The sequence below is a fragment of the Neorhizobium petrolearium genome (assembly GCF_029854435.1).
GTDB lineage: Bacteria > Pseudomonadota > Alphaproteobacteria > Rhizobiales > Rhizobiaceae > Neorhizobium > Neorhizobium petrolearium.
Genome location: NZ_CP123001.1, coordinates 195,259 through 221,561 on the forward strand (window position 1 = coordinate 195,259; position 26,303 = coordinate 221,561).

Annotated in this window: 23 protein-coding genes; 14 read left to right on the forward strand and 9 right to left on the reverse strand. The window is 60.8% G+C overall.

Translation table 11 applies throughout. The annotated features are described in order from the left end of the window. The first annotated feature begins 126 nt into the window (after positions 1–126). The 8 genes from QEO92_RS27815 (at position 127) to QEO92_RS27850 (ending at position 12,152) form a co-directional block, all read left to right on the forward strand. Positions 127–2,052, forward strand: coding sequence for an ABC transporter substrate-binding protein (locus QEO92_RS27815; RefSeq protein WP_227705417.1), 1,926 nt, complete (start codon positions 127–129; stop codon positions 2,050–2,052). 85 nt (positions 2,053–2,137) lie between these two features. Continuing rightward, complete coding sequence (locus tag QEO92_RS27820) at positions 2,138–4,246, forward strand: alpha-amylase family protein (RefSeq protein WP_227705418.1); 2,109 nt, start codon at positions 2,138–2,140, stop codon at positions 4,244–4,246. A gap of 110 nt (positions 4,247–4,356) precedes the next feature. Beyond that, positions 4,357–5,343, forward strand: a complete 987-nt coding sequence (locus tag QEO92_RS27825) for an ABC transporter permease (RefSeq protein ID WP_227705419.1) — start codon at positions 4,357–4,359, stop codon at positions 5,341–5,343. A 10-nt stretch (positions 5,344–5,353) separates the two neighbouring features. Next, a complete protein-coding gene (locus QEO92_RS27830) occupies positions 5,354–6,544 on the forward strand; it encodes an ABC transporter permease (RefSeq protein WP_227705420.1) in 1,191 nt (396 codons plus the stop codon). 10 nt (positions 6,545–6,554) lie between these two features. After that, a complete protein-coding gene (locus tag QEO92_RS27835; protein WP_037145848.1) occupies positions 6,555–8,261 on the forward strand; it encodes an ABC transporter ATP-binding protein in 1,707 nt (568 codons plus the stop codon). Between the two features lie 10 nt (positions 8,262–8,271). After that, on the forward strand, positions 8,272–9,051 hold the full coding sequence (otnI, locus tag QEO92_RS27840) for a 2-oxo-tetronate isomerase (RefSeq protein ID WP_037145852.1): 780 nt from the start codon (positions 8,272–8,274) through the stop codon (positions 9,049–9,051). A 7-nt stretch (positions 9,052–9,058) separates the two neighbouring features. After that, positions 9,059–9,934, forward strand: a complete 876-nt coding sequence (locus QEO92_RS27845) for a 2-hydroxy-3-oxopropionate reductase (protein WP_227705421.1) — start codon at positions 9,059–9,061, stop codon at positions 9,932–9,934. Positions 9,935–10,037: 103 nt separating this feature from the next. Continuing rightward, positions 10,038–12,152, forward strand: a complete 2,115-nt coding sequence (locus QEO92_RS27850) for a beta-galactosidase (RefSeq protein ID WP_227705422.1) — start codon at positions 10,038–10,040, stop codon at positions 12,150–12,152. 109 nt (positions 12,153–12,261) lie between these two features. On the opposite strand, the gene QEO92_RS27855 is transcribed toward QEO92_RS27850, so the two are convergent. The 4 genes from QEO92_RS27855 to QEO92_RS27870 form a co-directional block, all read right to left on the reverse strand. Next, a complete protein-coding gene (locus QEO92_RS27855; protein WP_227705423.1) occupies positions 12,262–13,362 on the reverse strand; it encodes an RHE_PE00001 family protein in 1,101 nt (366 codons plus the stop codon). 820 nt (positions 13,363–14,182) lie between these two features. Further along, positions 14,183–14,431: a WGR domain-containing protein gene (locus QEO92_RS27860; RefSeq protein ID WP_052182625.1), complete on the reverse strand. Its 249-nt coding sequence runs from the start codon at positions 14,429–14,431 to the stop codon at positions 14,183–14,185. Positions 14,432–14,585: 154 nt separating this feature from the next. Next, on the reverse strand, positions 14,586–15,812 hold the full coding sequence (aztD, locus tag QEO92_RS27865) for a zinc metallochaperone AztD (RefSeq protein WP_227705881.1): 1,227 nt from the start codon (positions 15,810–15,812) through the stop codon (positions 14,586–14,588). Positions 15,813–15,920: 108 nt separating this feature from the next. Continuing rightward, positions 15,921–16,676: an IclR family transcriptional regulator gene (locus QEO92_RS27870; RefSeq protein WP_227705424.1), complete on the reverse strand. Its 756-nt coding sequence runs from the start codon at positions 16,674–16,676 to the stop codon at positions 15,921–15,923. Positions 16,677–16,890: 214 nt separating this feature from the next. Here QEO92_RS27870 and QEO92_RS27875 point away from each other — a divergent pair, with 214 nt between their 5' ends. From QEO92_RS27875 to QEO92_RS27890, 4 genes are all read left to right on the forward strand, one after another. Continuing rightward, positions 16,891–17,625: a 3-oxoacid CoA-transferase subunit A gene (locus QEO92_RS27875; protein WP_227705425.1), complete on the forward strand. Its 735-nt coding sequence runs from the start codon at positions 16,891–16,893 to the stop codon at positions 17,623–17,625. Then, positions 17,622–18,311 carry a 3-oxoacid CoA-transferase subunit B gene (locus QEO92_RS27880; protein ID WP_227705426.1) on the forward strand — a complete coding sequence of 230 codons (690 nt, stop codon included), beginning with the start codon at positions 17,622–17,624 and terminating at the stop codon, positions 18,309–18,311. Before QEO92_RS27875 ends, QEO92_RS27880 begins: the two co-directional genes overlap by 4 nt. A gap of 10 nt (positions 18,312–18,321) precedes the next feature. Next, positions 18,322–19,527 (forward strand): 3-oxoadipyl-CoA thiolase, encoded by a 1,206-nt coding sequence (gene pcaF, locus QEO92_RS27885; RefSeq protein WP_227705427.1) that lies wholly within the window; start codon positions 18,322–18,324, stop codon positions 19,525–19,527. Between the two features lie 281 nt (positions 19,528–19,808). Beyond that, on the forward strand, positions 19,809–20,276 hold the full coding sequence (locus QEO92_RS27890; protein WP_227705428.1) for a group III truncated hemoglobin: 468 nt from the start codon (positions 19,809–19,811) through the stop codon (positions 20,274–20,276). Between the two features lie 17 nt (positions 20,277–20,293). Here the strand turns inward: QEO92_RS27890 and recX are convergent, their stop codons facing one another. Both recX and QEO92_RS27900 read right to left on the reverse strand, forming a co-directional pair. Further along, positions 20,294–20,848: a recombination regulator RecX gene (gene recX / locus QEO92_RS27895; RefSeq protein ID WP_227705882.1), complete on the reverse strand. Its 555-nt coding sequence runs from the start codon at positions 20,846–20,848 to the stop codon at positions 20,294–20,296. A gap of 90 nt (positions 20,849–20,938) precedes the next feature. Continuing rightward, positions 20,939–21,670 (reverse strand): L,D-transpeptidase, encoded by a 732-nt coding sequence (locus QEO92_RS27900; protein ID WP_227705429.1) that lies wholly within the window; start codon positions 21,668–21,670, stop codon positions 20,939–20,941. A gap of 190 nt (positions 21,671–21,860) precedes the next feature. Between QEO92_RS27900 and QEO92_RS27905 the strand changes: the two genes are divergently transcribed. Next, positions 21,861–22,619 (forward strand): IS6 family transposase, encoded by a 759-nt coding sequence (locus QEO92_RS27905; RefSeq protein ID WP_227705430.1) that lies wholly within the window; start codon positions 21,861–21,863, stop codon positions 22,617–22,619. Positions 22,620–23,091: 472 nt separating this feature from the next. Here QEO92_RS27905 and QEO92_RS27910 read toward each other — a convergent pair whose 3' ends face one another. The 3 genes from QEO92_RS27910 to QEO92_RS27920 are packed head-to-tail and all read right to left on the reverse strand — an operon-like array spanning position 23,092 to position 24,879. After that, positions 23,092–24,234 (reverse strand): site-specific integrase, encoded by a 1,143-nt coding sequence (locus tag QEO92_RS27910; RefSeq protein ID WP_227705431.1) that lies wholly within the window; start codon positions 24,232–24,234, stop codon positions 23,092–23,094. Continuing rightward, positions 24,224–24,640 (reverse strand): type II toxin-antitoxin system VapC family toxin, encoded by a 417-nt coding sequence (locus tag QEO92_RS27915; protein WP_227705432.1) that lies wholly within the window; start codon positions 24,638–24,640, stop codon positions 24,224–24,226. The genes QEO92_RS27910 and QEO92_RS27915 overlap by 11 nt, the downstream gene beginning before the upstream one ends. Continuing rightward, positions 24,640–24,879, reverse strand: coding sequence for a type II toxin-antitoxin system Phd/YefM family antitoxin (locus tag QEO92_RS27920; protein WP_037146308.1), 240 nt, complete (start codon positions 24,877–24,879; stop codon positions 24,640–24,642). The genes QEO92_RS27915 and QEO92_RS27920 overlap by 1 nt, the downstream gene beginning before the upstream one ends. Positions 24,880–25,061: 182 nt before the next feature. Here QEO92_RS27920 and QEO92_RS27925 point away from each other — a divergent pair, with 182 nt between their 5' ends. Continuing rightward, positions 25,062–26,198, forward strand: coding sequence for an RHE_PE00001 family protein (locus tag QEO92_RS27925; protein WP_227705433.1), 1,137 nt, complete (start codon positions 25,062–25,064; stop codon positions 26,196–26,198). The last annotated feature ends 105 nt before the right edge of the window (positions 26,199–26,303 follow it).

The window sequence follows — 26,303 nt, forward strand, 5'->3', positions numbered from 1 at the left end:
GTAAAACACAAATTTTCCAAACACGGAACATAACACTTTACCTAACGATATTGTAATGCAAACCTCACGTTATCCAAGCCCGGGAGAAGGAAAAACAGGGGCAAGGATTTTGTGGAGGAGATACCGATGATCAAGCTGAAACGTCGTACGTTTCTGGCCGGAAGTTCGGCCGCTCTGATTTTGCCGGCTTTGCCGGTCGCCGCCGCTACCTACAAGGAAGCGGACATTCTGAAGGACAAGGTTTCAAACGGCGCCCTGCCGTCTGTTGCGGATAGGCTTCCTGAGACCCCCCTTGTCGTCAAACCGTTCGAAAGCATCGGGAAATATGGCGGTGACTGGAGAATGGCCCTGGTGGGAGGCGGTTCGCTCTCCATGCTGTTCCGCTATCAGGCTTATGAGCCTCTGCTGCGCTATACACCCGACTGGTCGGGGGTGACCTTGAACGTCGCGGAAGCCTTCGAGGCAAATGCGGACGCCACGGTCTACACGATCCGGCTGCGCAAGGGCATGAAATGGTCCGATGGACACCCTTACACGACGGCGGACGTCAAGTTCTGGTACGATACCGTGCTCACCGACAAGCGGGTCGCGGTCACCAGCCAGGGCCACTGGAAGACCGCCGGCAAGCCGGCGAAGCTGGAAGTGGTCGATGAACAGACCTTCAAGGTGATCTTCGAGGCACCTAACGGTATGTTCCCGCTGCAGGTCGCCTGGGCCAACAACGATCACACGACACGCTGCCCCAAGCATTATCTCGAACAGTTCCATATCGACTACAATCCGAAGGCCGACGAACTTGCCAAACAGCACGGCTTCGAAAGCTGGATTGCCGCCTTTCAATCGGTTTCCGGGTTCCAGAACGACAATGCCTTTTTCCTGAACTCCTCGAAGAAGCCGTGCCTCAACGCCTGGATGTTCACGATCGCACCCGGCGAGAACACCGAAAGGGCGGTTGCCGAGCGCAATCCCTATTACTGGAAAGTGGATACCGAGGGTAACCAGCTGCCCTATATGGATCGCATCGTCTACCAGATGGTCGCCGATCCGCAGGTGCTGCTCTTGAAGGCCATGCAGGGCGAAATTGACTACATGGACCAGTATATCGCAACACCGAACAACAAGTCGGTGCTCTACGATGCGCGCCAGCAGGGCGACTATGATTTCTGCACGCTGACCTCGACGGAGGCCAACGTCATGAACTTCATCTTCAACCTCAATCATAACGACGAGACAAAGCGGGCGCTTTTCCGGAACAGGAATTTCCGGGCGGCTCTCTCGATGGCTCTCGATCGTCAAGCCTTGATCGATGCCGTGCTGGTTGGACAGGGGGCCGCTGCTCAACCCTCCATCAAGGAGAGCGATCCGCTCTACAACGAACAGCTTGCCAAGCAGTTTACGGAGTATGATGTCAAGAAGGCGAACGCCATGCTCGATGAGATCGTTCCGAAGCGTGATGACCAGAACTTCCGTCTCGACGAAAAAGGCCGACGCCTGACGATCATCTTCGAGATCGACCAGGCGCGTGCGATCTTCCTTGATCTCTTCCAACTGGTGATCCCGATGTTCCAGGCGGTCGGCATCGATGCACAGATGCGGACCATGGACCGTTCGCTTTGGGAGACGCGCGTCCGTCAGGGCCGCGATTTCGACGCGACTGCGCATCAGTTCGGCGCCAATGGCGGTGTCGCGGCCATGCTCGACCCGCGCTACTATGTGCCGACGGACTCCAACGCGATGTATGCCCCGGCCTGGCAGCTCTGGTATCTCGACCGCAACAATGCCAGTGCGGAGGAACCGCCGCCGGAGACGAAGAGGCAGCTTGAGCTTTACGACAAGCTCAAAGCGACGTCTGATCCCGCAGGTCAGCAGGAGATTATGAAACAGATCCTCCAGGGCGCGGCTGAAAACTTCTATGTCTTCGGCATTTCTCAGCCGCCGGATGGATACGGCATCGTCAAGAACAACATGAGAAACATCACGAAAACCATGCCGAGTTCTTTCGGCTGGCCGACACCCGCTCCCACCATGCCGGAGCAATTCTACCAGGTCTGACCGCATTCGACGGAATGACACGTTTCGGGCGCCGGCCTGCCGGTCGGCGCCGCGATCCCTCTTTGCCTATGATTGGATGAAGACGATGCTCGACGCTAGGAAACAGAATACGGACACGCTGAGGACTCCGGACTGGTACAAGACCGCGACACGCTGGACCCAGCTCACCTTCGTCGAGGACGATCCGGAAAAATACGACCCCGCCTTCTGGATCGATGTCTTCAAGCGCACGAAATCCAATGCCGTCTGCCTCAGCGCCGGAGGCTATGTCGCCTACTACCCGAGCAAGGTCCCCTATCACTATGTCAGCAGATACCTGGGCGACAAGGATATCTTCGGCGCTCTCGTCGATGCGGCACGCAAGCTCGACATGCATGTGATGGCCCGTGTCGATCCGCACGCCATCCACGACGATGCCGCCAAAGCCCATCCGGAATGGGTCATGGTCAATGCCGACGGCACGCCCCGCCGACACTGGGCCTATCCGGATGTCTGGGTCACCAACGCCTACGGCGACTATAACACGGTGTTCATGCCGGACGTGGTCAAGGAGATCATTCGCGAATACGATATCGACGCGATCTTCGCCAATCGCTGGCAGGGGCATGGCGTCGATTACAGCGAAGACAGCGCACGTCGTTTCAAGGACATGTTCGGCTACGGCCTGCCTCGGAAGGCGGATGCGGACGATCCGGCCTGGCAGGCCTGGCTGCAATGGCGCCGCCACGTCCTGACGGGCGTGATCGCGCAATGGGATGACGCGATCAAGGCGATCCGGCCGCATGCGAGCTTCATTCCCAACATGAGCGGGGCGTCGCTGATGGAGTTCGACCTTTCCGTCATCACGAGGCATTGCCCCTTCCTCGTCGTCGACCACCAGGGTCGCAAGGGGCTGGAAGTCGGCTGGTCGGCAGGCCGCAATGGCAAGCGCATCCGGGCGACCTTTCCCGACCGTCCCGTCATGCTCATTACCTCGATCGGTCCCGAGGAGGAATATCGCTGGAAGGATGCCGTGACTTCGCCGGAGGAAATCCAGCTCTGGATCAACAACGGCACGACTCACGGCCTTTATGCCTGGTTCACGAAATTCAATGGCGTAGTGCCGGATAAACGCTGGGTGGAGCCGGTCGCCGATTCATTCAACTTGCAGGCCGCAGTCGAGCCGGTACTGGAAAGCATGAAGCCTACGGCCGAAATCGCCGTGATCGATCCTTCGACCACGCTGCGTCATTGGGCACCGGAGGATCGGCATAGTGCCGAAAAACACGATCTCGGCTTCTATCACGCCCTGGTAGAGGCCCGTCTGCCCTTCGAGCTTCTCTCCGATCAGGTTCTGACTAAGGACAACCTCGATCGCTTCAGAGTGATCATCCTCGCCAATGCCTCCTGCCTGTCGGACGCGCAGAACGCGGCGATCCGCGCCTATGTGGAGCGTGGCGGCAGCATCATCGCCGCCTATGAAACCTCGCTGCGCGACGAGAACGGCAAGATGCGGCCGGAATTCGGCCTTGCGGATGTCTTCGGCGTCAAATTCGTCTCCGGCCCCCGCGGCATTGTCAAGAATACCTATCTGGCGCTTTCGGGAGACCATCCGATCGGCGAAGGGTATGAAGGAGCGAGCCGCATCATGGGCGGCACGCGGCTCATCCATGTCGAGCCGGTCACCAGCACCGCGACGCCCTTTCTCTACATCCCCGACTTCCCGGACCTGCCTATGGAGGAAGTCTATCCACGCAAGGCACCGGAAGGAGCCGCCGTCATCGCCCGCGAAACCGGCAGGGGTGGGCGGGCGGTCTATATTCCGTGGAATATCGGCGAGATTTTCTGGGAGGTCTTTGCCGTGGACCATGCACGACTGATCGCGAACGCCGTTCGGTGGGCGCTCGGCAAGATGCCGCGTGTCGTGATCGAAGGGCCTGGGGTCATCGACATGGCGCTACGCGAAAACGACGAAGGCATCGCGCTCAGCCTCTTCAACCTGACCAATCCAATGATGATGAAGGGACCGATCCGCGAAAATTACCCTCTGGCGGGCCAGACGGTTTCCGTGGAAATTCCGAAAGGCAAATCGGTAGACAAGGCTTGGCTCGTTGTCGCCGACCGCGCCGCAGATTTCAGCCTCCGGAATGGACGCGCCGAGGTGGAAGTACCCGGTATCGAGCGGCTGGAGGTGCTGCATCTCACCTGGACGTGAGATGATCGACTGAAACGGAAGAGCGCTGCCGGCCTGGAGGGGCCGGTAGCGGGGTAGAGATCCGGAGGAAGCGCCGGTCCGACGCTCTCAACGGGAGGAGAAACATTCCGATGCTTGGCTATATCTTCAAGCGCGTGCTCTACATGATCCCGACCCTGTTCGGCATGTCGCTGATTTCGTTCCTGATCATCCAGTTGCCGCCGGGCGACTATCTGACCTCGATGATTGCCACGATGAGTGACAGCGGCCAGGCGGTTGATCCGGCTGAGATCGAACGGCTGAAGGAAATCTACGGTTTCGATGATCCGTTCTATATCCAGTATCTGAAATGGATATGGGGCATTCTCAGCCGCGGCGATTTCGGCCGCTCCTTCGAATGGAATCAGCCGGTTGCCGACCTCATCTGGGCCCGCATGGGATCGACCCTGGTGATCTCGCTGCTGAGCCTTCTTTTCGTGTGGGTCGTCGCACTTCCGATCGGCATCTATTCGGCCGTGCGGCGTCATACCGTTGGCGATCACATCTTTACCTTCTTCGGCTTCATCGGCCTTGCGGTTCCGAATTTCATCCTGGCGCTGATCCTGATGTATGTCGCCTATAAATATCTCGGCCAGAGCGTCGGCGGCCTCAACTCCCCAGAATTTGCCGAAGCGCCCTGGAGCTTCGCAAAGGCCGGCGACTTCCTGGCGCACCTATGGATTCCGATCATCATCATCGGCGCTTCGGGAACGGCTGCGCTGATCCGCATCCTGCGCGCCAACTTGACTGACGAGCTGCACAAGCCCTATGTCATCACCGCCCGCGCCAAAGGGTTGCCGGAATACAAAGTCATCCTCAAATATCCGGTGCGTATCGCGCTCAATCCTTTCGTTTCGGCGATCGGCTGGGTCCTGCCGCATCTCGTTTCCGGTGTGACGATCACGGCGATCGTGCTCAATCTTCCAACGGCCGGGCCGCTTCTTTTCCGCGCGCTGGTTTCACAGGATATGTATCTCGCGGGCAGTTTCATCCTGCTTTTAAGCGCCCTCACCCTTGTCGGCATGCTGTTTTCGGATCTGCTGCTTGCGCTGCTCGATCCGCGCATCCGGTTCAGCTGAGGAGGCCGGCATGGGCGTACACGATACTATCGGGAAACATGTTGAACCCGCGCTGATGGTCGTCGATGGGCCTTCGATCAGCCCGCTCAAGCAGGGCAAGTCGGTCTCGACAGCCACAGTTGGACCCTGGAAGCTGATCGCCGGCAAGCTGATCCGCCAGAAAGTGGCAATGACGGCTGGCGCCGTCATCCTTTTCCTCTATCTGGTCGGCCTGTTCGCCGAGTTCTTGGCCCCTGCCCTGCCTGCGACGTCGAAGCCGCAATATACCTACGCGCCGCCGCAAGGGATCAGTCTCTTCGTGACGCGGCCGGACGGCAGTACGGAGTTCAATCCGCATGTAAAGGGTTACAAGGTCGAAATCGAAAAGGTAGCCCTGAGGCGCACATTCGTCGTCGATGACAGCAAGGTCGTGCCGATCGGGTTTTTAGTCAAAGGCCCGGCCTATGAACTATGGGGGCTAATCTCCACGGATCGTCATCTGATCGGCCCGCTTAACCCCAATGATCCCATGTACCTGCTCGGTACGGATCGTCTCGGGCGCGACGTCTTCTCGCGACTGATCTACGGAACGCGTGTCTCCATGTCGATCGGCCTCGTGGGCGTCGCGGTGTCCCTGGTTCTGGGCGTGGTCTTCGGCTCCATCTCCGGTTTCTATGGCGGCTGGGTCGATACGGTCATCCAGCGGATCATCGAAGTGATCAGCGCCATGCCGACCATCCCGCTCTGGCTGGGGCTGGCGGCGGCCATCCCGCTTACCTGGTCGCCGGTCAGCGTCTATTTCGTCATCACCATCATCGTCTCGCTGCTCGGATGGACCAGTCTCGCGCGCGAGGTGCGCGGACGGTTTCTGGCGCTCAGGAGCGAGGATTTCGTCACTGCCGCGAGGCTCGACGGATCGAGCGAGGCGCGGCTAATCTTCCGCCATATCCTGCCGTCGCTGACGAGCCATATCCTCGCCGTGGTGACGCTCGCCGTGCCCACCATGATCGTCGCGGAGACATCGCTCTCCTTCCTCGGCATCGGGCTGAAGCCGCCGGTCGTGAGCTGGGGCGTGCTGCTGCAGGATGCCCAAAACATCCGTACGGTCGCGACCGCACCCTGGCTGCTGATCTGGCCGTCGCTCGCGGTTATTGTGGCCGTCCTTTCCTTCAACTTCTTCGGCGACGGCCTGCGCGATGCGGCCGATCCCTATGACAATTGAGGAGGGAGCGATGAATACTCTTCCTGACGATGTCGTGCTTTCCGTCGAGGACCTCTCGGTCGATTTCTGCTTGCGCACCCATATTCTGCATGCGGTGGAAAAGGTGAGCTTCCAGCTGAAACGCGGCCAGACGCTCTGCCTTGTCGGAGAAAGCGGTTCCGGCAAAAGCGTCACGGCGCGTTCGCTGCTGCAGATCATCGACCGTCCTGGCCGGATCGTCGGCGGACGTATCCTGCTCAAGAGCGGCGACGCAATCACCGACATTGCCACGCTTTCTCCCGACAGCAACGCCATGCGCGCGATCCGCGGGCGGCGCATCGGCCTTGTCTTTCAAGAGCCGATGAGCTCGCTTTCGCCGGTCCACACGATCGGCTCGCAGATCGTCGAAGCGATCCGCCTGCATACCAACCTCGGCAAGAAGGCTGCGCGCGAGCGGATGATCGATCTGTTGCGCCAGGTCGAAATCCCCAATCCGGACAAGATGGCCGACCGTTATACGTTCGAGTTTTCCGGCGGCATGCGCCAGCGCGCGATGATCGCCATGGCGCTTGCCGGCGATCCGGACATCCTGATTGCCGATGAGCCGACCACCGCGCTCGACGTCACCACGCAGGCCGAAATTCTCGATCTCATCAAGCGCCTGCAGGTCGGGCGCGGCATGGCCATGCTGCTCATCACTCACGATATGGGCGTGGTGGCCGAGGTGGCGGATGAAGTCGCCGTCATGCGTTTCGGCCGCATCGTCGAACATGGAACCGTCGATGCGATCTATCATGCGGCCGGCCATCCCTATACCCGCCAACTGCTCGCTTCGACCGTCAAGCTCACTCGCCAGGCGAATGTCGGGAAACCGGCGGTGATGCTGTCGGCCGAAGCGCCGCTGCCGGTTCTGTCTGTCCGCAATCTCGGCAAGACTTTTGGCTTTGCGGGCAACAATACGCTCAGGGCCGTCGACGACGCCAATTTCGACCTCTATCCGGGTGAGGCCCTCGGCATCGTCGGGGAGAGCGGTTCCGGCAAGACCACACTCGGCAGGCTGATCCTGCGCATTGTCGAGCCAACAGCTGGCGCCGTTTTCTACCGCAACAAGAACGGCAGCGAAATCGAGGTCACCAGACTTGGCAAGAAGGGACTTCGGGACTTTCATCGCGAGGTCCGCCTTGTCTTCCAGGACCCCTTCGCCTCCCTCAATCCGCGCATGACGGTCAAGGAGGTGATCGGCGACCCGCTGATCGTCAACGGCCCTGCCAAGGGCAAGGAACTGGAGGATCGCGTTGCCGAGCTGATGCGCCTCGTTGGACTCGACCCGATGGGCATGGAGCGTTATCCGCACGCTTTTTCCGGCGGCCAGCGGCAGCGCATCGGCATCGCTCGGGCGCTCGCGCTCGAACCGCGCATCATCATCGCCGATGAGGCGACCTCGGCGCTCGACGTCTCCATCCGCAGCCAGATCCTTGACCTTCTGCTCGATATCCGCAGGCGGCTGAACCTCAGCTTCATCTTCATCTCGCACGACATTTCCGTGGTGCGCTATTTCTGCGACCGCGTGGCCGTCATGCACCGCGGCAGGATTGTCGAGCTTGGCGAGGCCGAGCAGGTCTGCACCGCGCCGCGGGAGGCTTACACAAAAAGCCTCATCTCTGCCGTTCCTAACCCCGATCCCCGCGACAAGCGCATGATGCACCGGCAGCGTTTCGTCGCACCCGTCAATTCATAAGGATGTTCCAGTGCCGAAATTCTCAGCCAATCTCTCCTTCCTCTATCAGGACCTGCCCTTTCTCGACCGTTTTGCAGCCGCAGCGAAAGACGGTTTCGGAGCGCTCGAATATCTCGGCCCCTATGTCGAGCCGAAGGAAAAAGTCGCGAATGCCTTGAAGGCAAGCGGTCTCGAACAGGCGCTTTTCAACGTGCCCTCCGGCGATTGGGCCGGCGGCGAACGCGGCATCGCCTGCCTGCCTGACCGCGTGCAGGAATTTCGCGATGGAGTGTCGCTGGCGCTCGATTATGCCAAGGCACTCAGTTGCCGGCAGCTTAACGTCATTTCAGGTCTGGTGTCGAAAGATGCCGACCCCGACGTGCTGGAAAACACGCTGGTCGAGAACCTGAAATATGCCGTACCGCGCTGCGCCGATGCCGGCGTCAAGCTCTTGATCGAGCCGATCAACCTGCGCGACATTCCCGGTTTCTTCCTGTCGACGACGAAGCATGCCGAGCGCATCCTCGATAAGGTCGGCTCCGACAATCTCTTTATCCAATACGACTTCTACCACATGCAGATCATGCAGGGCGACCTGATCCCCACCTTTACACGGCTGAAGGAGAAGATCGCCCATGTGCAGATTGCCGACAATCCCGGTCGCAACGAACCCGGCACGGGCGAGATCAACTACGGCTTCATCCTCTCCGAACTCGACCGCCTCGGTTACGACGGCTGGGTCGGCTGCGAATATAAACCGAAGGCTGGCACCAGCGAGGGCCTCGGCTGGATGAGGCCCTATCTGAAGTGAGGTTGTCATGAATATCGGATTCATCGGACTGGGCGTCATGGGCCGCCCAATGGCGGAACACCTGATCGACGCGGGTCACACGCTGCATCTCAGCCGCGTGAAGGAAGGTTCCCAGCATCTCATCACCAAGGGCGGCAAGGCGGCCGCCAGTGCAAAGGCCGTAGCTCAAGCCTCGGATATCATCATCCTGATGCTGCCCGATACGCCGGATGTCGAGGCGGTGCTCTTCGGCGAAAACGGCGTGGCGTCGGGCCTCTCCGCAGGCAAACTCGTCATCGACATGAGCTCGATCTCGCCGGTCGCGACCAAGGGCTTTGCGAGAGGCGTTGAAGCGCTCGACTGCGATTATCTCGACGCGCCGGTTTCCGGTGGCGAGGTGGGAGCCAAGGCGGCGTCGCTGACCATCATGGTCGGCGGCAAGGATGCGGCCTTCGAGCGGGCCCGGTCGCTGTTCGAGAAGATGGGCAAGAACATCACCCTGGTCGGAGGCGTCGGCGACGGGCAGACCGCCAAGGTCGCCAACCAGATCATCGTCGGCCTGACCATCGAGGCTGTTTCCGAAGCGCTGCTCTTTGCCAAACGCGCCGGCGCCGATCCGGCTAGGGTCCGCGCCGCACTGATGGGCGGCTTTGCAGCCTCCCGCATCCTCGAGGTGCATGGTGAGCGGATGGTCAAGGAGACCTTCGAGCCCGGCTTCCGCATCCGTCTGCACCGCAAGGACATGACGCTCGCCGTCGATGCCGCCCGGTCGCTCGACCTCGCGCTGCCCAATACCGCCGCGACCCAGCAGCTCATGAATGCCGCGATCGCCAACGGCGATGGCGACCGTGATCATTCCGCCCTCATCCGCACGCTCGAACTCCTCGCCGGAGGGCCGCGCTAAGACCAACGCTTTTTAGGACTGCCGGACGATATCTTCGCCTGCGTCAGCCGGAGCCTCCTCTCCGGGCGGCGAAGCTGTGTCCGAACTGAAGAAGGACAGGACAATGCTCAGAAACGATATTCAATTTCCCTATGGCGCCGTCTATTTCCGCAAGTCGAACCCGCCGCAGGAACATTGGGAACGCGACTACCGTGTCGCCGCCGAGGATGGGCTCAACATCTTTCGCCACTGGTTCATGTGGGGAGCGATCGAGGTGGCGCCCGGTGTCTATGACTGGGAGGAATACGATCGGCAGCTCGATCTCGCGGCGAGGAACGGCCTCAAGACGGTGATCGCCGAACTCATCCACGCGGTGCCGGATTGGGCGGTTCGCAAATTCTCTCATGCCCTGCAGGTCAACGCCGACGGGACGAAGCTCGGCTCCTGGATGGGTGTCTCGGCCGCGACCGGGGGCTTCTCCAACAATGGCGGGGGGGCCGGTGCGCTGACGCTGAACTGCCCCGAGGTGAAGGAGGCCGCTGGCAATTTCCTGACGGCACTCGCCACCCGATACAAGGACCATCCGGCAATCTACGGCTACGACGTCTGGAACGAATGCAATTATTCCGCGGACGTGGATTACAGCAGCTATGCCAAGGCCACTTTCCGCAAATGGCTGGAGAAGAAATATGGCTCGTTGAAGGCGCTCGCAAAGGTCTGGCACCGCTACAGCTATGCCGAATGGGACGACATTGAGCCTCCGGTACACATGGCACCCTATCCGGAATGCATCGACTGGCTGCAGTTCAAGCGCGATAACTTCTATGACCAGATGCAGTGGCGCATCGATACGATCCGCGCGGTCGACAGCAAGAATGTTATCGCCGCCCACGGCATTTCGGGTGCGATCCCGAACATGGCGGCGAATGGCTGTGACGACTGGCTTGCCGCCTCCAAGGTGGAGATCTACGGCTTCACGTGGGTTCAAGCCCGCAAGGGCACCGAGCCCTGGAAGACCTGGTATGGCGTCGATATCAACCGTGCCGCTGCCCGCGGAAAAACCTTCTGGCATGCGGAGCGCCAGGGCGGGCCGCTGTGGCTACAGCCGCAGGTGATCGGTCGCAACAAGGAGGACGGCCGGGTGGCGGAACCGGAGGATATCCGCATCTGGAGCATGACCTCGCTTGCCGGTGGCGCTCGCGGCGTGCTCAACCTGCGGTGGCGGCCGCTGCTCGATGGGCCGCTCTTCGGCGCCTTCGGCGCCTACGGTATGGACGGCTCGCGCACACCGCGTTCCGACATGCAGAGCGCGATGGCGAAATGGGCGAACGATCAGGCACAGGCTGTTCTCTGGGACGCAAAGCCGGTGCGCGGCGAAATCGGCATCCTGGTCGTGCGCGAGACCCAGGAATGGGACTATCTGCTCAATTACGACCGCAAGGAAAAACCCTATCCGGAAGCCATGTGGGGCGCGTATCGTGCATTTCTGGACAATGGTGTGCAGCCGGATTGGGTGCATATCGACGATATCGGTGCCTACGACTTTCTCTATTTCCCCTACCCGATCATGTTTACCGCGGAACAGGCCAACCGGCTGAAAACCTGGGTTGAGAATGGCGGCACGTTGATCACCGAAGCCTGCCCCGGTTATTTCGGTGACCGCGGCCATGTCGGTCAGGTGCAGCCGAACATGGGCCTCGATGCCGTCTTCGGCGCGCAGGAGGAAACCGTCGAATTCATGCCCGATATCGGCGATCGCATCCATTTCGAGTTCGGCGAGCTTGCCGTCGATGGCGGCGGCCTCCTGCAGTCCTATCGTCTCAACGGCGGTACGGCCCGGGGCAACTTCACCGACGGCCGCCTTGCCGTTGTCGAGAACAATTTCGGCAAGGGGCGTACGCTCCTGATCGGCACCAACCCGTCCGTCGCCTATTACCGCAGCAACGGCAAGGCGAATGCGGCCTTCTTCGCCGAGCTCCTGGGATGGAGCGGCCGCGAGCGTCATGTGATACTCTCCAACAAGACGCTCTTCGCCCGCATTCACAAAGGCGAGAAAGGCAGCTTTTTATGGCTGGTCAATCCGACCCGTACGATACAGGCCACCGACGTGGCGCTGGCGGATCGCCATGGCAGCATCAGCTCCGGCAAGGCCGTTTGGCCGATCGGCCACGAACATAACGGCGGCCAGGTCGAAGTTCCCCCGCGCGATGTGGTCATCCTGCCGCTTGTGGAGGCATGATGCGCGCGCCATGGCTTGCGATCGAATTGCCTGGAGCTGATTGCCTTGAAGGGCTGCGAAGCGTGAACTCCGCAATGTCGACGTTACTCTCGTATAAGGCGCGGGTACTCTAGACTATCCCCCACGCCCGAAACCTTCCCCTGCCCGTCAGCTCGCGCAAGTTCAGTTCACCGGCAATCTTGAGTGCCCCCTGGGGGGTCACGTCAAGCACCTCGGCAATCATGCCGGCGGAGACCATCGGGCGGGAGAGGACGAGCTCGATCAGCTTCGGCAATTTAGACGATCTGCGACGGCCATCGAGTTTTCGCTGCATCTGCTGTTTTGCAAGCAGCAATCGGTCATGCTCCTTCAGGCCTAGTTCGGACGCGATGCCGATCCCATCGAGGATGGCGAGCAGTCGCGTGTTGCGGTCGCGACTGGTGCGGCGCTCGCGTGAAACGTTTCTAAGGCCCCGATTGACGGCGACAAGATGCGCGATGGTGATGTCAGCCTTGCGGAGCAAGGAGGCTGCCAGCAGCCGGCCGAGCCAGGGCGCGTGCTGGAGGACCTGCAACTGGTTCCAGGCATCGAGCAACACCGCGGCTCGCAGTGCCGCTGGCAACCCGTCCGTTTCGATCAGGATAGCGCGCCACTCCTCGAGGCGCTCGTCCTCATCCCAGCCTGGCTCATAGACGAGCGGGGCACGCTCCTGCCGCGACGATCGTGATGGCTGGATGGTCCCGGAGAGAACAGCTTCGGAGCGAGCAAGAACGGCATCGATCTCCGCCAGTTCCCTTGCCAAGGGGTCCTCATCCTCGGCGATCGGTTCGCTGAGTGCCTCCTCTTCCGGCAATGGAGCAGGCAGGGTCGCAGCGTCGTTCCCCCCTCCCCTGCCCCGGAGATTTCTGAGGCCTTCGGGGCTCAGCGCCCAGCCGGCCGGATGGCCGGAAATGCGACGACGGGTGCGCAGCACGTCCTGCGCAATCGCGAGCTCATGCGTGGGTGCGCGAATGCCCATGCCGGCGTCGTGCAGGACCAGATCCTCGAGGTGAACAAGTTCGCCGTCGATCCACAACGAGGCGCAGGCGTCTGCAAAATCGGCGCGGCTGATGCAGCCCTGGCGCAAGTCGGACCGGTTAAGACGCTCGTCGAGGCGCACCAGAGCGGCGGTCGCCGTCGCTACGGGCGTGACAAGGGTCTGCAGCGGCAATTTCGAAAGTTCGTAACGCATTGTTGTTGTTATAGAGGATCTTCGTTACGAAAGCGATAGAGAGGTTGAGTTTCGTTACCGTTGCGTTAACCATAATTCACGCTAGCGGTCGGGAGATGTCGGACTGAGGCCTGTTTCTCGGAGATGCAATGCCCCGGGGTTGAGATTGGTGAGGGAAACACCGAATCGATCAACAGGTTGCCCGTTGCGATTCTACTCCGCTGATTGCCGAAGGCAAACGCCGATCTATGGCGGATGGCGACGCCGCGACCCCGCCCCTTTTTCGCGGGCCAAGGCGGGAACATGTTTGCGCTGTGAAGTCCGGCGTGGCTGGAACCCCTCCCCTTGCCCGAGTTAGAAATCGTGGGGCGAAGCATGACGAAGCGATCGAGATGATGCGTTTGGCGGCTAGGCAATCGAGAGAAGCTTGTGATCTGCCGTTGACGGCGGCGCAGCCGCATCCGAGCCCTGTGGGCGTCTCTCCTGCTCCGTCCGCGTGCCTTGGGGGCGTTCCCGAGGTGGTGACATTTCATTCCGGCCCCCTGTTGGTCAGATGGCCTATCGCGGCAACTTTGCGATAGCGGCAGGATATGGTCGGCAGGCTGTACGCCGCCGGAATGGGCCGGAACAGAAACTGATCGGAAGGGCGGAGTTGGTCTTCTGGCAGGAAAGTTACAGCAGCGCAGCCTTTCCTGCGTCGACAATGGCTTCGTCTCCAGGACGAGTTGACAGCTGTCAACTCGTCCTTCCTCGCCTTCCTTCGCTGATGCGGCAGGAGAGGTTCGACCGGATGGGTATCTATCGTTCAGATCAAAGTCATGGGTTGCTGAGTTGACAGCTGTCAACTCGCCTTCTCGGTCGCTCTATACCCTCGCCTCACCTTGCTGCGCGCGATTGCCGCCAGCCGGTGCTCGGCCTCCTGTCTGGTACGGAAGAGCTCAATGCAGGTCCGGCCCTTGGTGCCAATACGGCCCCAGTTGCGGGTCAGTGCCGTGCCTTCGAACAGATCAGGCTCGACGGTGAGCACATAGAAGCGAGCCATGTTGCGAACCGGGTCGCGGCGGGTCAGAAGAAGAGGTTCGGTATCCATGGCAGCAGAATCGCAAAGCCAGGTTCCATCGTCCAACGAGATGATTGAATCGATCCGGCCCGATCGATTCATCCTGATGATGGATCGCCCCCGACAACCGAAAGGCGCCGCGCTCCCGGGAGCGCGGCGCTGGAGTGTTCAGCGAAGCCACCGTTCAGTGATCGAGGCCAGATCCGCCCACGGCGACGATCGCGAACGGCATTCCTTCCACGGGAATGGTGCGGCTCTCGGAAAGTGTTTCGATATCGATGATCCGCACCAGGCTATGACGCGGATCGGTGATCGCAATTACGTCGCCGGCGACTGCAAGCCGCGGCCGCGGGTCGCGCCAGTGACCATCCTTGCTATAAGGTTCGGTCACCCTGACCGTCTTGACGATCGAACCATTCAGCACGTTGAGCAGATGCAGATCGCCGTCCTCCGTCAGGATATAGGCGTTCTTTGCGCGGGCAGGGTCGAGCGCGAAATCCACCCGCCGGGCCGGCAGCTCGACCAACCGATAGGGCTCCTCCGCGTCCGGATCGATGACGACCAGCTTGTCTTCACCAAAATTCCCCAGAAAGAACTGCATTGATTTGCCGCCGAGCAGAGTCGTCACTTTGCCCTTCGGGAGACTGCTTCCATAGGGGAGCATCTCAGGCTTCGGTCCGGCGTTGCCGCCAGGGCGAGCCAACAGGACGCCCTCCTCGCAACCGAAAGCCACCAGCCTCGCCGATAGAGCTTCGCCATGCAGGGCGGTGCAGGGCGTAACGTCGCCGACCTGCTTGCCACTCTCATCGAGAACACGCAGGCCCAACCGCGGAGGCAACTCGTCCGGCTTCACCTCTGCCTCGGTATCCGGGACGGAAACCAGCGTGTGCCTGCCCATGGTCACCGCGACGCCATGATGCGGCGCAGTCGCATCGACGGCGCGGATATCCGTCTTTCCCTCCAGCAAAGCACCCTCATCGACGACATCCGCCCGTCCTTCGCGATCGAAGAACAGGATCATCCTGTCGTCATGGGGCACCGCCTGCACGGGCCGCCGACCTGCGAAGCTCACTGGCAGCATTTCCGGCGCTTTGATGTCCACGTCCCGGTGCTCGCCATGGTCGGAAACTGCAATGCCGGTGCTGATCGCCTGCACCATGTCGGCTTCCGTTTGAATCGCAAACACCGTTCGGCCCGATGCACTTGCGGTCAGGGCTGCGAAACCCTTGAGGTCGAAATTCCCGAGCCCGGCGCCGGTCTCAAGATCGATGGCACGGACAACCGGTGCCGTGTGATCGGCAACGAACAGCCGCCAGACCTCGCGTTCTGCGTCATCCGCGCCCGCAGGGGAGGCGGCAAGCCAGAACACTGCTGCCGAGGCCAAGGCGCTTTTCTTCCATCCCTCTCTCATACGTCTCATCGAAAACTCCTTATGATATGTAATAACATTACGCTAATAGCGAGAGGAACGAGAGTTGTCCACTCGGGGAGACGCGAAATCGAGAGAAGGGAAGGGGGCTTAGCGAAGCATGGGTTTGAGCGCTCTGGCCACGGCCTTGAGTGGCTCCAGATAACGCTCGGCCATCTGTTCAGCCGGAACGCTGGCTGCCGGGGCGCCGATGTTGAGCGCGGCGACCACCCGGCCACGGTCGTTTTCCAGCGGCACGGCGATGGAGCAGAGGCCGAGTTCGAGCTCCTGGTCGATGACGGCGAAACCCTGAGCGCGAACGCGGATAAGCTCCTCCATCAACCGGGCTGGGTCCGTCTTCGTGCGCGGGGTGAAGGCCTTCAGCGCGGTCTGCCTGAGAAGCGCCCGCGCCTCCTCTTCCGGCAGGGCCGCGAGCAGCACGCGCCCCATGGAGGCGCAATAGGCGGGGAGGCGGCTGCCGGGCATCAGGTTGATCGACATCACCCGCTTCTGCGAAGCACGGGCGATGTAGACCACCTCCGTGCCATCCAGCACGCTCGCCGATGCGCTCTGCTGCACTTCCTCCGAAAGCTTGTCCAGAAAGGGCTGGACGATATGGGGCAGGGGAGTGGCGGAAAGATAGGCATGACCGAGCCGTAGAATCCTCGGCGTCAGCGCGAAGAATTTCCCGTCGTAATCGGCATAGCCGAGCTCGGCGAGCGTAAGCAGGCAGCGTCGTGCCGTGGCCCGGTCAAGGCCGGTCGCTTTGGCGACATCGCTGATCGACAGTTTCGGCGTCGTCTCGCCGAAAGCCTCGATCACCTTCAGTCCCCGCGCAAAACCGCTGACAAAATCCGTTTCCCGCATTCGTGATTCCTCGATCCCTCTCCATTTGATAGGTCGACGCCCGCCTCCGCCCCTCGTCAGCCTCAACAGCGCTGGTTCAATTTGTGCGATATATGAACAAATGTCAAATATCGCACAAATCCCTTGCTGCTGATCCCGCTGCGATCTATGTCTGATCGAGGAGGCGCGGAGGACCGATTTTCCGGGCCTGAAGCGAGGCAAGGAGAAATCCCCTATGGACAAGACAATCGGGAGTCTGGCGGAAGCCGTCTCCGAAATCGGCGATGGCGCGACCGTCATGATCGGCGGTTTCGGCGGTTCCGGTGCGCCGATCGAGCTTATTCATGCTCTGATCGACAAGGGTTCGAAGAACCTCACGGTCATCAATAACAATGCCGGTAATGGCCGCATCGGCATTGCAGCGATGATCGACGCGGGCATGGTCAGGAAGATGATCTGCTCGTTCCCGAAATCCTCCGATCCACGGGCGTTCACGGATAAGTATCTTGCGGGTGAGATCGAGCTCGAACTCGTACCCCAGGGCACGCTCGCCGAGCGCATCCGCGCCGGCGGCGCCGGCATTCCGGCCTTCTACACCCCGACGGCCTATGGCACCGAGCTTGCGGAGGGCAAGGAGATTGCTGAATTCGACGGCCGGCATTATGTGCAGGAACGCTGGCTGAAGGCAGATTTCGCGATCGTCAAGGCGCATCGCGGCGACACCTATGGCAATCTGACCTACAACAAGGCCGGCCGCAACTTCAATCCTCTGATGTGCATGGCCGCCGCCAGGACGATCGTGCAGGTCTCGAAGATCGTGAAGGCCGGAGAGATCGATCCCGAGCACGTGGTCACGCCCGGCATCTTCGTCGACCGCGTCGTCGAAGTCGCGAACCCGAGCCAGGAAGAAGAGCTCATCCGAGCCGGAGTGGCCTACGCCGCCCCAGAATCCCAGGGAGCCCAAGCATGATCGTCAACACCCGTGAAGACATCAAGCTCTCCAACGCCCAGATCGCCTGGCGCGCCGCCCAGGATATTCTGGATGGAGCCTATGTGAATCTCGGCATCGGTTTTCCTGAAATGGTCGCCCGCTACCAGCCGCCGGGCCGGCAAGCAATCTTCCACACCGAAAACGGCATCCTGAACTTCGGCGAAGCGCCGCCGGCCGGTGAGGAGGACTGGGACCTCATCAACGCCGGCAAGAAAGCCGTAACACTGAAGCCTGGCGCTGCCTTCTTCCACCATGCAGACAGCTTCGCCATGGTGCGCGGCGGCCATCTGGACGTCGCGATCCTCGGTGCACTGCAAGTGGCGCAGAATGGAGACCTTGCCAATTGGCGCGTCGGTTCCAAGGGCGTGCCTGCCGTTGGTGGGGCCATGGACCTCGTGCACGGCGCCAAGCAGGTGTCCGTCATCACCGAACACGTCACCAAGAACGGCGATCCGAAACTGGTCGAAAAGTGCACCTTTCCGCTGACCGGCGTCGCCTGCATCACCCGTGTCTATACGAGCCATGCGGTGGTCGATATCAAGGACGGCCATTTCGTTTTGCGCGAAAAGCTCGGCGACATGACGATCGAAGAACTGCAGGCCATGACGGGAGCGAAACTTCACATCGACGGGCCGGTCGCCGACCTCGTCGTGCCGGTACTATGAGGAGACAGCCATGACCGAAGCCTATATCTGCGACTATATCCGCACCCCGATCGGCCGTTTCGGCGGTTCGCTTTCCTCCGTCCGCGCCGACGACCTTGCCGCGATCCCGATCAAGGCGCTGATGGAACGCAACACATCGGTCGATTGGGAAGCCGTCAACGATGTGATCTACGGCTGTGCCAATCAGGCCGGCGAGGACAACCGGAATGTCGCCCGCATGGCCGTGCTGCTTGCCGGCCTGCCGGTTTCCATCACCGGCACGACCATGAACCGGCTGTGCGGCTCCGGCATGGATGCCGTCATCACCGCCGCGCGCGCCATCAAGGCGGGCGAGGCGGAACTGATGATCGCCGGCGGCGTCGAAAGCATGAGCCGGGCGCCATTCGTGATGCCCAAGGCGGAGACTGCGTTTTCACGCAATGCCGAGATCTATGATACGACAATCGGCTGGCGTTTCATCAATCCGCTGATGAAGAAGCAGTATGGCGTCGATTCCATGCCGGAGACCGGCGACAACGTGGCGATCGATTACAAGGTCTCCCGCGAGGACCAGGACGCCTTCTCCGTGCGCTCTCAGGCGAAGGCCGCCGCCGCGCAGGAAAACGGCCGGCTTGAGAAGGAGATCACGCCCGTCACCGTGCCGCAGCGCAAGGGTGATCCGATCGTCGTTTCCAGGGATGAGCATCCCCGCGCGACGAGCCTGGAAGCGCTCGGCAAGCTGAAACCGGTCAACAAGATCGAAGGCGGCACTGTCACGGCGGGCAACGCATCGGGCGTCAACGACGGTGCGGCGGCCTTGATCATCGCGTCGGAAGCGGCGGCGAAGAAATACGGGCTCACGCCGATCGCCCGCGTCATGGGCGGCGCCACCGCCGGCGTTCCGCCGCGCGTCATGGGCATCGGCCCGGCTCCGGCGACCCAGAAGCTCTGCGCGCTGCTCAAGCTGACGCCCAAGGATTTCGACGTCGTCGAACTGAATGAGGCCTTCGCGTCGCAGGGCATCGCCGTACTACGCGAACTCGGCCTTGCGGAAGACGCCGAATACATCAACCCGAATGGCGGCGCGATCGCGCTCGGCCATCCGCTCGGCATGTCCGGCGCACGCATCTCCGGCACGGCGGCACTCGAACTCTCGCTCCGCAAGGGCCGCTATGCGCTCTCCACCATGTGCATCGGAGTAGGGCAGGGCATCGCCGTCGCGCTCGAACGGGTCTGATCCGATCGCATTTTCCGATTTCCTGGAGGCCCGGCGCAACGTCGGGCCACTGTTTTGTGGTACTATCCAACATGAAGAAGCGCCATCGTATTGCGCTTGAGCTCATCTATTCGCTGCGGTAATCGCCGCAGCGATCAACGACCAAAGCCTCAATGAATGGCTGGCCGGACGATTGCCGCTGTCTGACAGATCGTCGCAACCGAGAGTTCGGCCTTTGGCCAGGCATCGGCAGATCCTATATCAGGTGAGCCGTAGATGGTGTCGGAGCCGCGGGGTTTTACATGAACAACGAACTACAGGGCCGTGCTGCGCATGCCGCAGAGATCCGCGAACGCGCCGCAGCGGAAATGCACGCGATCGGTATTGATGAGGTCTTGATCGGCAATCTGGTCGACACGTTTTATGGCCGGGTGCTGGCTCATCCGGAATTGGGACCTGTCTTCGACGCGAGGCTTTCGGGGCGCTGGCCGGAGCATATGCAGAAAATGAAGAGCTTCTGGTCTTCCGTCGCCTTGCGCACGGGCGCTTATGGCGGAAAACCGGTCCAGGCACATCTCGGCGTCGCCAATCTGACGCCGGAGCTTTTCCCGAAATGGCTGGAGCTCTTTGCCGCGACGCTTGACGACATCGCCCCGAACGAGGAAGCAAAGGCCTGGTTCATGGCCTCGGCGGAGCGCATCGCCAAAAGCCTGACGCTCTCGCTCTTCTACAATCCGGCACTCGACGACCCCGCACTCAGGCGTGCCTGATTGCCGATGCCCGTCGTTTAAAGACTGCGGCCGACATCCAGCGCTTCTTGAGCCTCGTCCAGCGACATCTCGAATACCCTTTTGCCGATATCGAAGCTGAAGCCCGCCCGGGCAAAGGCGGAAAGCTCCTTTGCCTTGCGCTTTTCATCGAGCGCGACCTTGCGGAACGGCCCGAAAGCGCGTTTGCGGGCAAGGGCGAGAGCTGCATGGAAGTCGTCCGCCTCGGCGACGGCAGCCGCGACGGTGCTTCGGGCGACACCCTTCTGCGACAATTTCTGGGCGATCGCTCGTTTGGACCTGCCGTGGCGCATGCCCGAACGAGTGCTGATCTCGGCATAGGCCGCATCATCCAGCGCCTTGTTGTCATAGGCAAACTTCACAGCGGAGTCGGCCAATGCCCCGGCCTGTGCTTCGCTGATGTTTTCGAATTTCTGCCGAGCCTTTCGCCATATGGCGTCAAAGAGCTGCTTTTCCGTATGCATCCGCCGCTCGAGGCGATAGATCGTTGAGTTGCGGGCCCATGACAACATCCGCGGCGTCGGTGTGTCGGGTTGCGGCGTTTCCTCGTCCAGTTCCAGCTTGCCCTCCAGCCCGTTCGCCCGCTCTCTGCGCCTTTGAGCGGGCTCTACATGACCCGCCTGCGATAAAACAGCAGCGGTCTATCAAACGGCGGAAACCGGCACCAGGGGCTCCTGGTGAACGACGATCGGCGCGTGGTATGGCACCCGCGTATAGAGATCGAGGACATCCTGGTTGACCAATCGGACGCAGCCGGAGGAGGTAGCCTTGCCGATCGAATCCCATTCCGGGGTGCCGTGCAGCCTGTAGAGCGTATCCTGTCCGTTCTGGAAGATGTAGAGGGCCCGCGCGCCAAGCGGGTTCTTGATCCCGGGCTCCATGCCGCCGTTCTCGATCGAGTATCTTTCGAGATGCGGCTGGCGCACGATCATCTCGGCCGGCGGCTTCCAGCGCGGCCAGTGCTGCCGCCAATGAATGATGCCTTCGCCCTGCCAGGCAAAGCCGTCGCGACCGATGCCGACGCCATAGCGCATCGCCGTCCCTCCGGGCTCGACCACATAGAGGAAACGACCGGGCGTATCGACGACGACGGTGCCGGGCGTCTCGCCGGTCGGATCGGCCACCCGCTGGCGGAAATATTTCGGATCCATCTTTTGATAGGGAATGGCGGGGATGAGATGACTGCCATCCTCAAGGGCCGCATATCTCGCCTGCAACTCGGCATCCGTCGGAGGACCGATCGGAAGGCTGACCTTTTCGGGAAGAGGAGCCCGTCGGGCAGATGATGTCGTGGCGGCGCAGCCTGCGAGCGTCGCGGTCATTGAAACCGAGGCGAAAACGAAGGCTCGCCGCGACAGCCGATATTCGCTGGACATGGATCGAAAGAACTTTCTGAAATCGGAACTTGAAAGCTAGTAGCCAGGTACGACACGGACCGGCAAGGCATGGCCCGATCACATCGCCGTCACCTCGCCGTCATTCATCAGGAAGTGACGGAAGCGGGCTCTGTTGCAAAAACTCGGTTGATGGCCGAAAGAGCGCTGACAATTTTCAGCGAGACTTTTGATGAGCGATTTCAAGTGGCGTCATTTTCAGGGTGACGTAATCTTATGGGCGGTGAGGTGGTATTGCCGCTATGGCATCAGCTACCGCGATCTTGAACAGATGATGGGCGAACGGGGCGTGCCTGTCGATCATTCCACGATTTATCGCTGGGTTCAAAAGTATGCGCCGGAGATGGAAAGACGGCTGCGCTGGCATTGGCGCCGGCCACAGTCAACGAGCTGGCGTGTCGACGAAACCTATGTGAAGGTCCGCGGGCAATGGACTTACCTTTACCGGGCCGTCGACAAATTCGGCAACACCATCGATTTCTATCTGTCTCCGACCCGTAATGCCAAAGCAGCCAAGCGCTTTTTGGGTAAGGCTTTGAATGGCCTGAAAGACTGGGAAAAGCCGACTGTCATCAACACTGACAAAGCGTCAACCTACGGGATTGCCATCGCTCAATTGAAGGCCAAAGGCAAATGCCCCGACGAGCTGGTACATCGGCAGATCAAATATTTGAACAATGTCGTCGAGGCCGATCACGGCAAGCTGAAACAACTCATCAAGCCGGTCAGAGGGTTCAAGACGTTGAAGACGGCCTATGCGACGATCAAGGGTTTCGAAGTCATGCGGGCATTACGCAAGGGCCAGGCTGCTATTTTCAACCTGACAAAAGACATCTGTGGAGAGGCTCGTATCGTTGAACGGGCCTTCGGTATCGGGCCGAGTGCTCTGACCGAAGCCGTGGCTTTGCTCGCCCAGAATCTCGAAGATTAGGCCGCTTGATAGCAGAGAACGGTGGAATTCCCCGGCGCTTAAAATCTTTGCAACAGAGCCAGATCAAGGGCCTCCAACTCGCCATTGACGACGCAGCCGAGAATGCGGAACACAAGGTGGATCCGGTCATGGCCATTCAGCTCGCTATGGCACGGCAATAGGCCTGAAAGAAATTGCTTTCCGGCGGCGTTCACGAGCCCACCTGTATGGTGATTGCCGCGAAGGGCCTATCAAGAATTCAAGATTGAGAAAGGTAGCCAGGATCATTCCTGGCTACTTTTATGCTTTGTGGACCACCTGAAGGCCGTAGAGATATGCAAGCAGGTGGTTCCGATCAGACTTGACTTCTGCTCGACGAGAGAGGCCGTTTTGCCGCTGTTTCGCGTTTCTTTCCATATAAGGAAACAAAGGAAGGATAAGGCAATCTTATCAATCGTTTAGCTGTATGTCCCTTGAACCACGCCTACTCGGATCAGAGCAATCTCGCAGCCCGACCACTGCGACGCGTTGCGCTGTTATAGTAGCTTGAGGCCTGTTGCACTGAGCGATGGCGCGACTGCTCCATGGCCTCTGGCAGCGGAACCCCCCTGTTCGCAGCCTCGGTTAGGTATCCCGATCGCAGTCCATGCGCCGAAAACTCCCGCGGATCTAACCCAGCCATCACCGCCCGCTGCTTCACGATCTGGTTGACCGCACTCGGCTCCAGGGCCCGCTTCGAAACATTGCCCCAGCGATCGATCTTCCGAAAAATACTCCCCGTTTCGATTCTTCCAACCGCAAGCCATGCGTTGAGCGCATCCACGGGCCGGCCCGTCAGATAAACGACCTCGTCGTGCTCGGAACCAGACGTTTTTGTGCGACCCAGATGGATGGCGAGAGAGGGGAGGGGAGGGCCGTTTTCGACTGTGATCGGCGGCTCGACTGAGAGCTGCTCCCTGCGCAAACCGGCGATCTCGCTACGCCGGCGACCGCCAGAGGCAAAGGCGACCATCAGGATTGCTCGATCTCGACTATCGCGCAGGCTGTCGGCGCTGCAGGTAGCAAGCATTTTTGCCAAGACGTCGCCGGTCACCGCCTTGACGCTCTTGCGTTTCCTTGGCCGCGGCGTCGCGCGGACGGCAAGGCGTATCGCCGATTTCAGGGAAGGCGAGGAGAAGACGCCGGTCAGGCCGCGCCATTTCGTCAGCGTCGACCAGCTGGCAAGCCGCCGGCGCACCGTGTCGGGCGCATGCGGTCCGGAAGATCGAAGGAAGCGTTGCTCGCGCAGGCTTTGCTCAACAGCTGCAGGCATGCCGTGGTGAGGATCGATGTCGCGCTGGTCGGGCTGCCACAGATGGTGGGCGACGAATTTCAGTAGCAGTGCCTCGGGCGCCGGCCAGGGGAGGGAGGCGCCGGTTGCGGCCAGCGACCAGGCCTGCAGATAGGCGAGGTCGGAGGTGAGGGCGCGCAGGGTGTTTTCGCCCATGCCCTCGTTGACCAGATGGCGCAGTGTTTCGATGTCCTGGTCGGTCAACAATTCGGCCAGTTCGTCGCGCCGGTCGATCGGCAGGACGGCGGCGATCGTGTCGAGTTGTTTGGCGCGGGCAGAGACGAGAACTTCGCTGTCAGTCGCCATGAGCGTAAGGGCCGAGCACGGTTACCCCCTCTTTCCGGGCTGCGGCGGCCAGCTTGCGGTCGAGGGTGGCCAGGGGCACGTTTCTATTGATGGCCAGGGCAAGATAGGCCGCGTCATAGGCGCTGAGGATGTGATTGGAAGCCAGGAGCAGGATTGATCCGTCGCCGCCAATCCCTGCATCGTCGAGCGGCAATCGTCGCACCCGCTCCATGCCAAGGAGCGCGCCTCCCGAAGCAATCCGGCCACGCCTTTCCGACATGACCAGAATGTTGCGAATTTCGAACCAGAACAGTGACGGCGCAGGGCAGGGCTCCGCAATCGAGGCGATAACGGTCTCGGCCGCATCGCTATACTCTTCCGGTAGCAGCCAGGCCGCTACCAGGGATGCATTAATGACGAAGGACATTATCGGCGCCCTTCGTCCCGCCAGGACATGATCTCATCGTGAGAAGAGGGCTTTGCCCGGCCACGGGCGGCCCGCACTTCGTTGACCAGAAGCTGAAGATCGGTTTCCCCGCGGATCCGGGACAGCTTGGCAATCGGGTCGTTTCCGCGTGAGATGATCACGTCTTCGCCGGCTTCGACCCGGACGAGCAATTCGGACAGATGGGCCTTGGCCTCGGAAACCTTGACGGTGGTGCTCATGACGCGCTTCCATAAAACGGGTGATTTTCGCCGAGGATAAGGCGGCTGCGGCAGTTGGTCAATCGGTAGATCTTCTAACATACGATAAGGGTTACTTATCGATGGTTAGAACGCCAACTCCTAGTCATACCATGTGAAGAATACTAACTTCAGTATAGAGTTCCTTTAGCAAATCATTTACCATGATTTCAATGGCTTACGATCTCGCGAAAATCAGCATGAGTGATCTGATGCGACCGGCTTTTGACGCCGCCGTCGCCCTGACCCGTCTCGACGAGCGTATCGCTCGCTCGTCCGTCGGGGCCGGGTTTCTCGAACGCCAAAACTTCGCCGACGCCTGTGCATCCCTTTGGATCGACGGCGAACTCGTCCATCTCGAAGACCTCGTCCTCCACGACGCCACCCGCGATATTCGCACACCCACCCATGAGCTGACAATCGCCCGCGACGTCCTGCGCACGCGCCGTCGGATCGCCGGCCAATCCCCGGATTGGACGCTCTCTGCCGACGGCATCCGCTCGCTGCGGAAAACCTCGGAGATCGGGTCGGGCGGCGGGGACGAGGCGACGACGGCCAAGGCTATTTGGCCAGCGGCCGCGATCCACGCGGAAGGGGAGGGGGAGGAAGGTGACGTCGAAGATCTCCTCGGCGTCGACTATGCCGCCATCGATGCGGTACTTGCCCGATCGGAGGCCGCGATCGAAAACGCAACGCGGCCCGGCCGCGCCGGCGCGGCAGACAGAGACGCACTGGTCTATGATCTCGACTGGGACGAGGATGCCCGGCTCGAGGAATGGCGCGGCGTGATCCGCCAGGCCGAAAACCTGCCGGCGGTGCTGCAGGCCATTGTCGTCCTCGATGCCTGGAACGAGCTTGCCGTCCTGCAGCACGCCCCATGGCTCGGCCGATTGTTTTCCGCCTCGGTCCTGCGCCAGGCCGGCATCACGTCAGGTGCTCATCTCGCTGCCATCAACCTTGGCCTCAAAACCATTCCCGTCGATCGGCGCCGGCATCGCGATCGGGAAACCCGGCTGCTGGCCATCGCCCACGGATTTTTGGCGGCCGCCGAGATCGGCATGAAAGAGCATGACCGGCTGAAGCTGGCGAAGACGATGATGGACCGAAAGCTAGACGGCCGCCGGACGTCATCAAAACTGCCGGAACTGGTCGAGCTGGTGATGGCGAAACCGCTGGTGTCGGCCGGTATGGTGGCGAAGACGCTCGAGGTCACGCCGCAGGCGGCGCGGCGGATCGTCTTGGAACTCGGCCTGAGGGAGATGACGGGGAGGGGGAGGTTTCGGGCGTGGGGAATTCTGTAGTTCTGCGCTGTTGTGGTAGCCACCTTGGGTCCCACTCGGCGAAATCCTACTTTGATATCGGGTCTAGCTACTGTCTTTGTTTTGCTTGAAGGTGGTGTGGCCCCA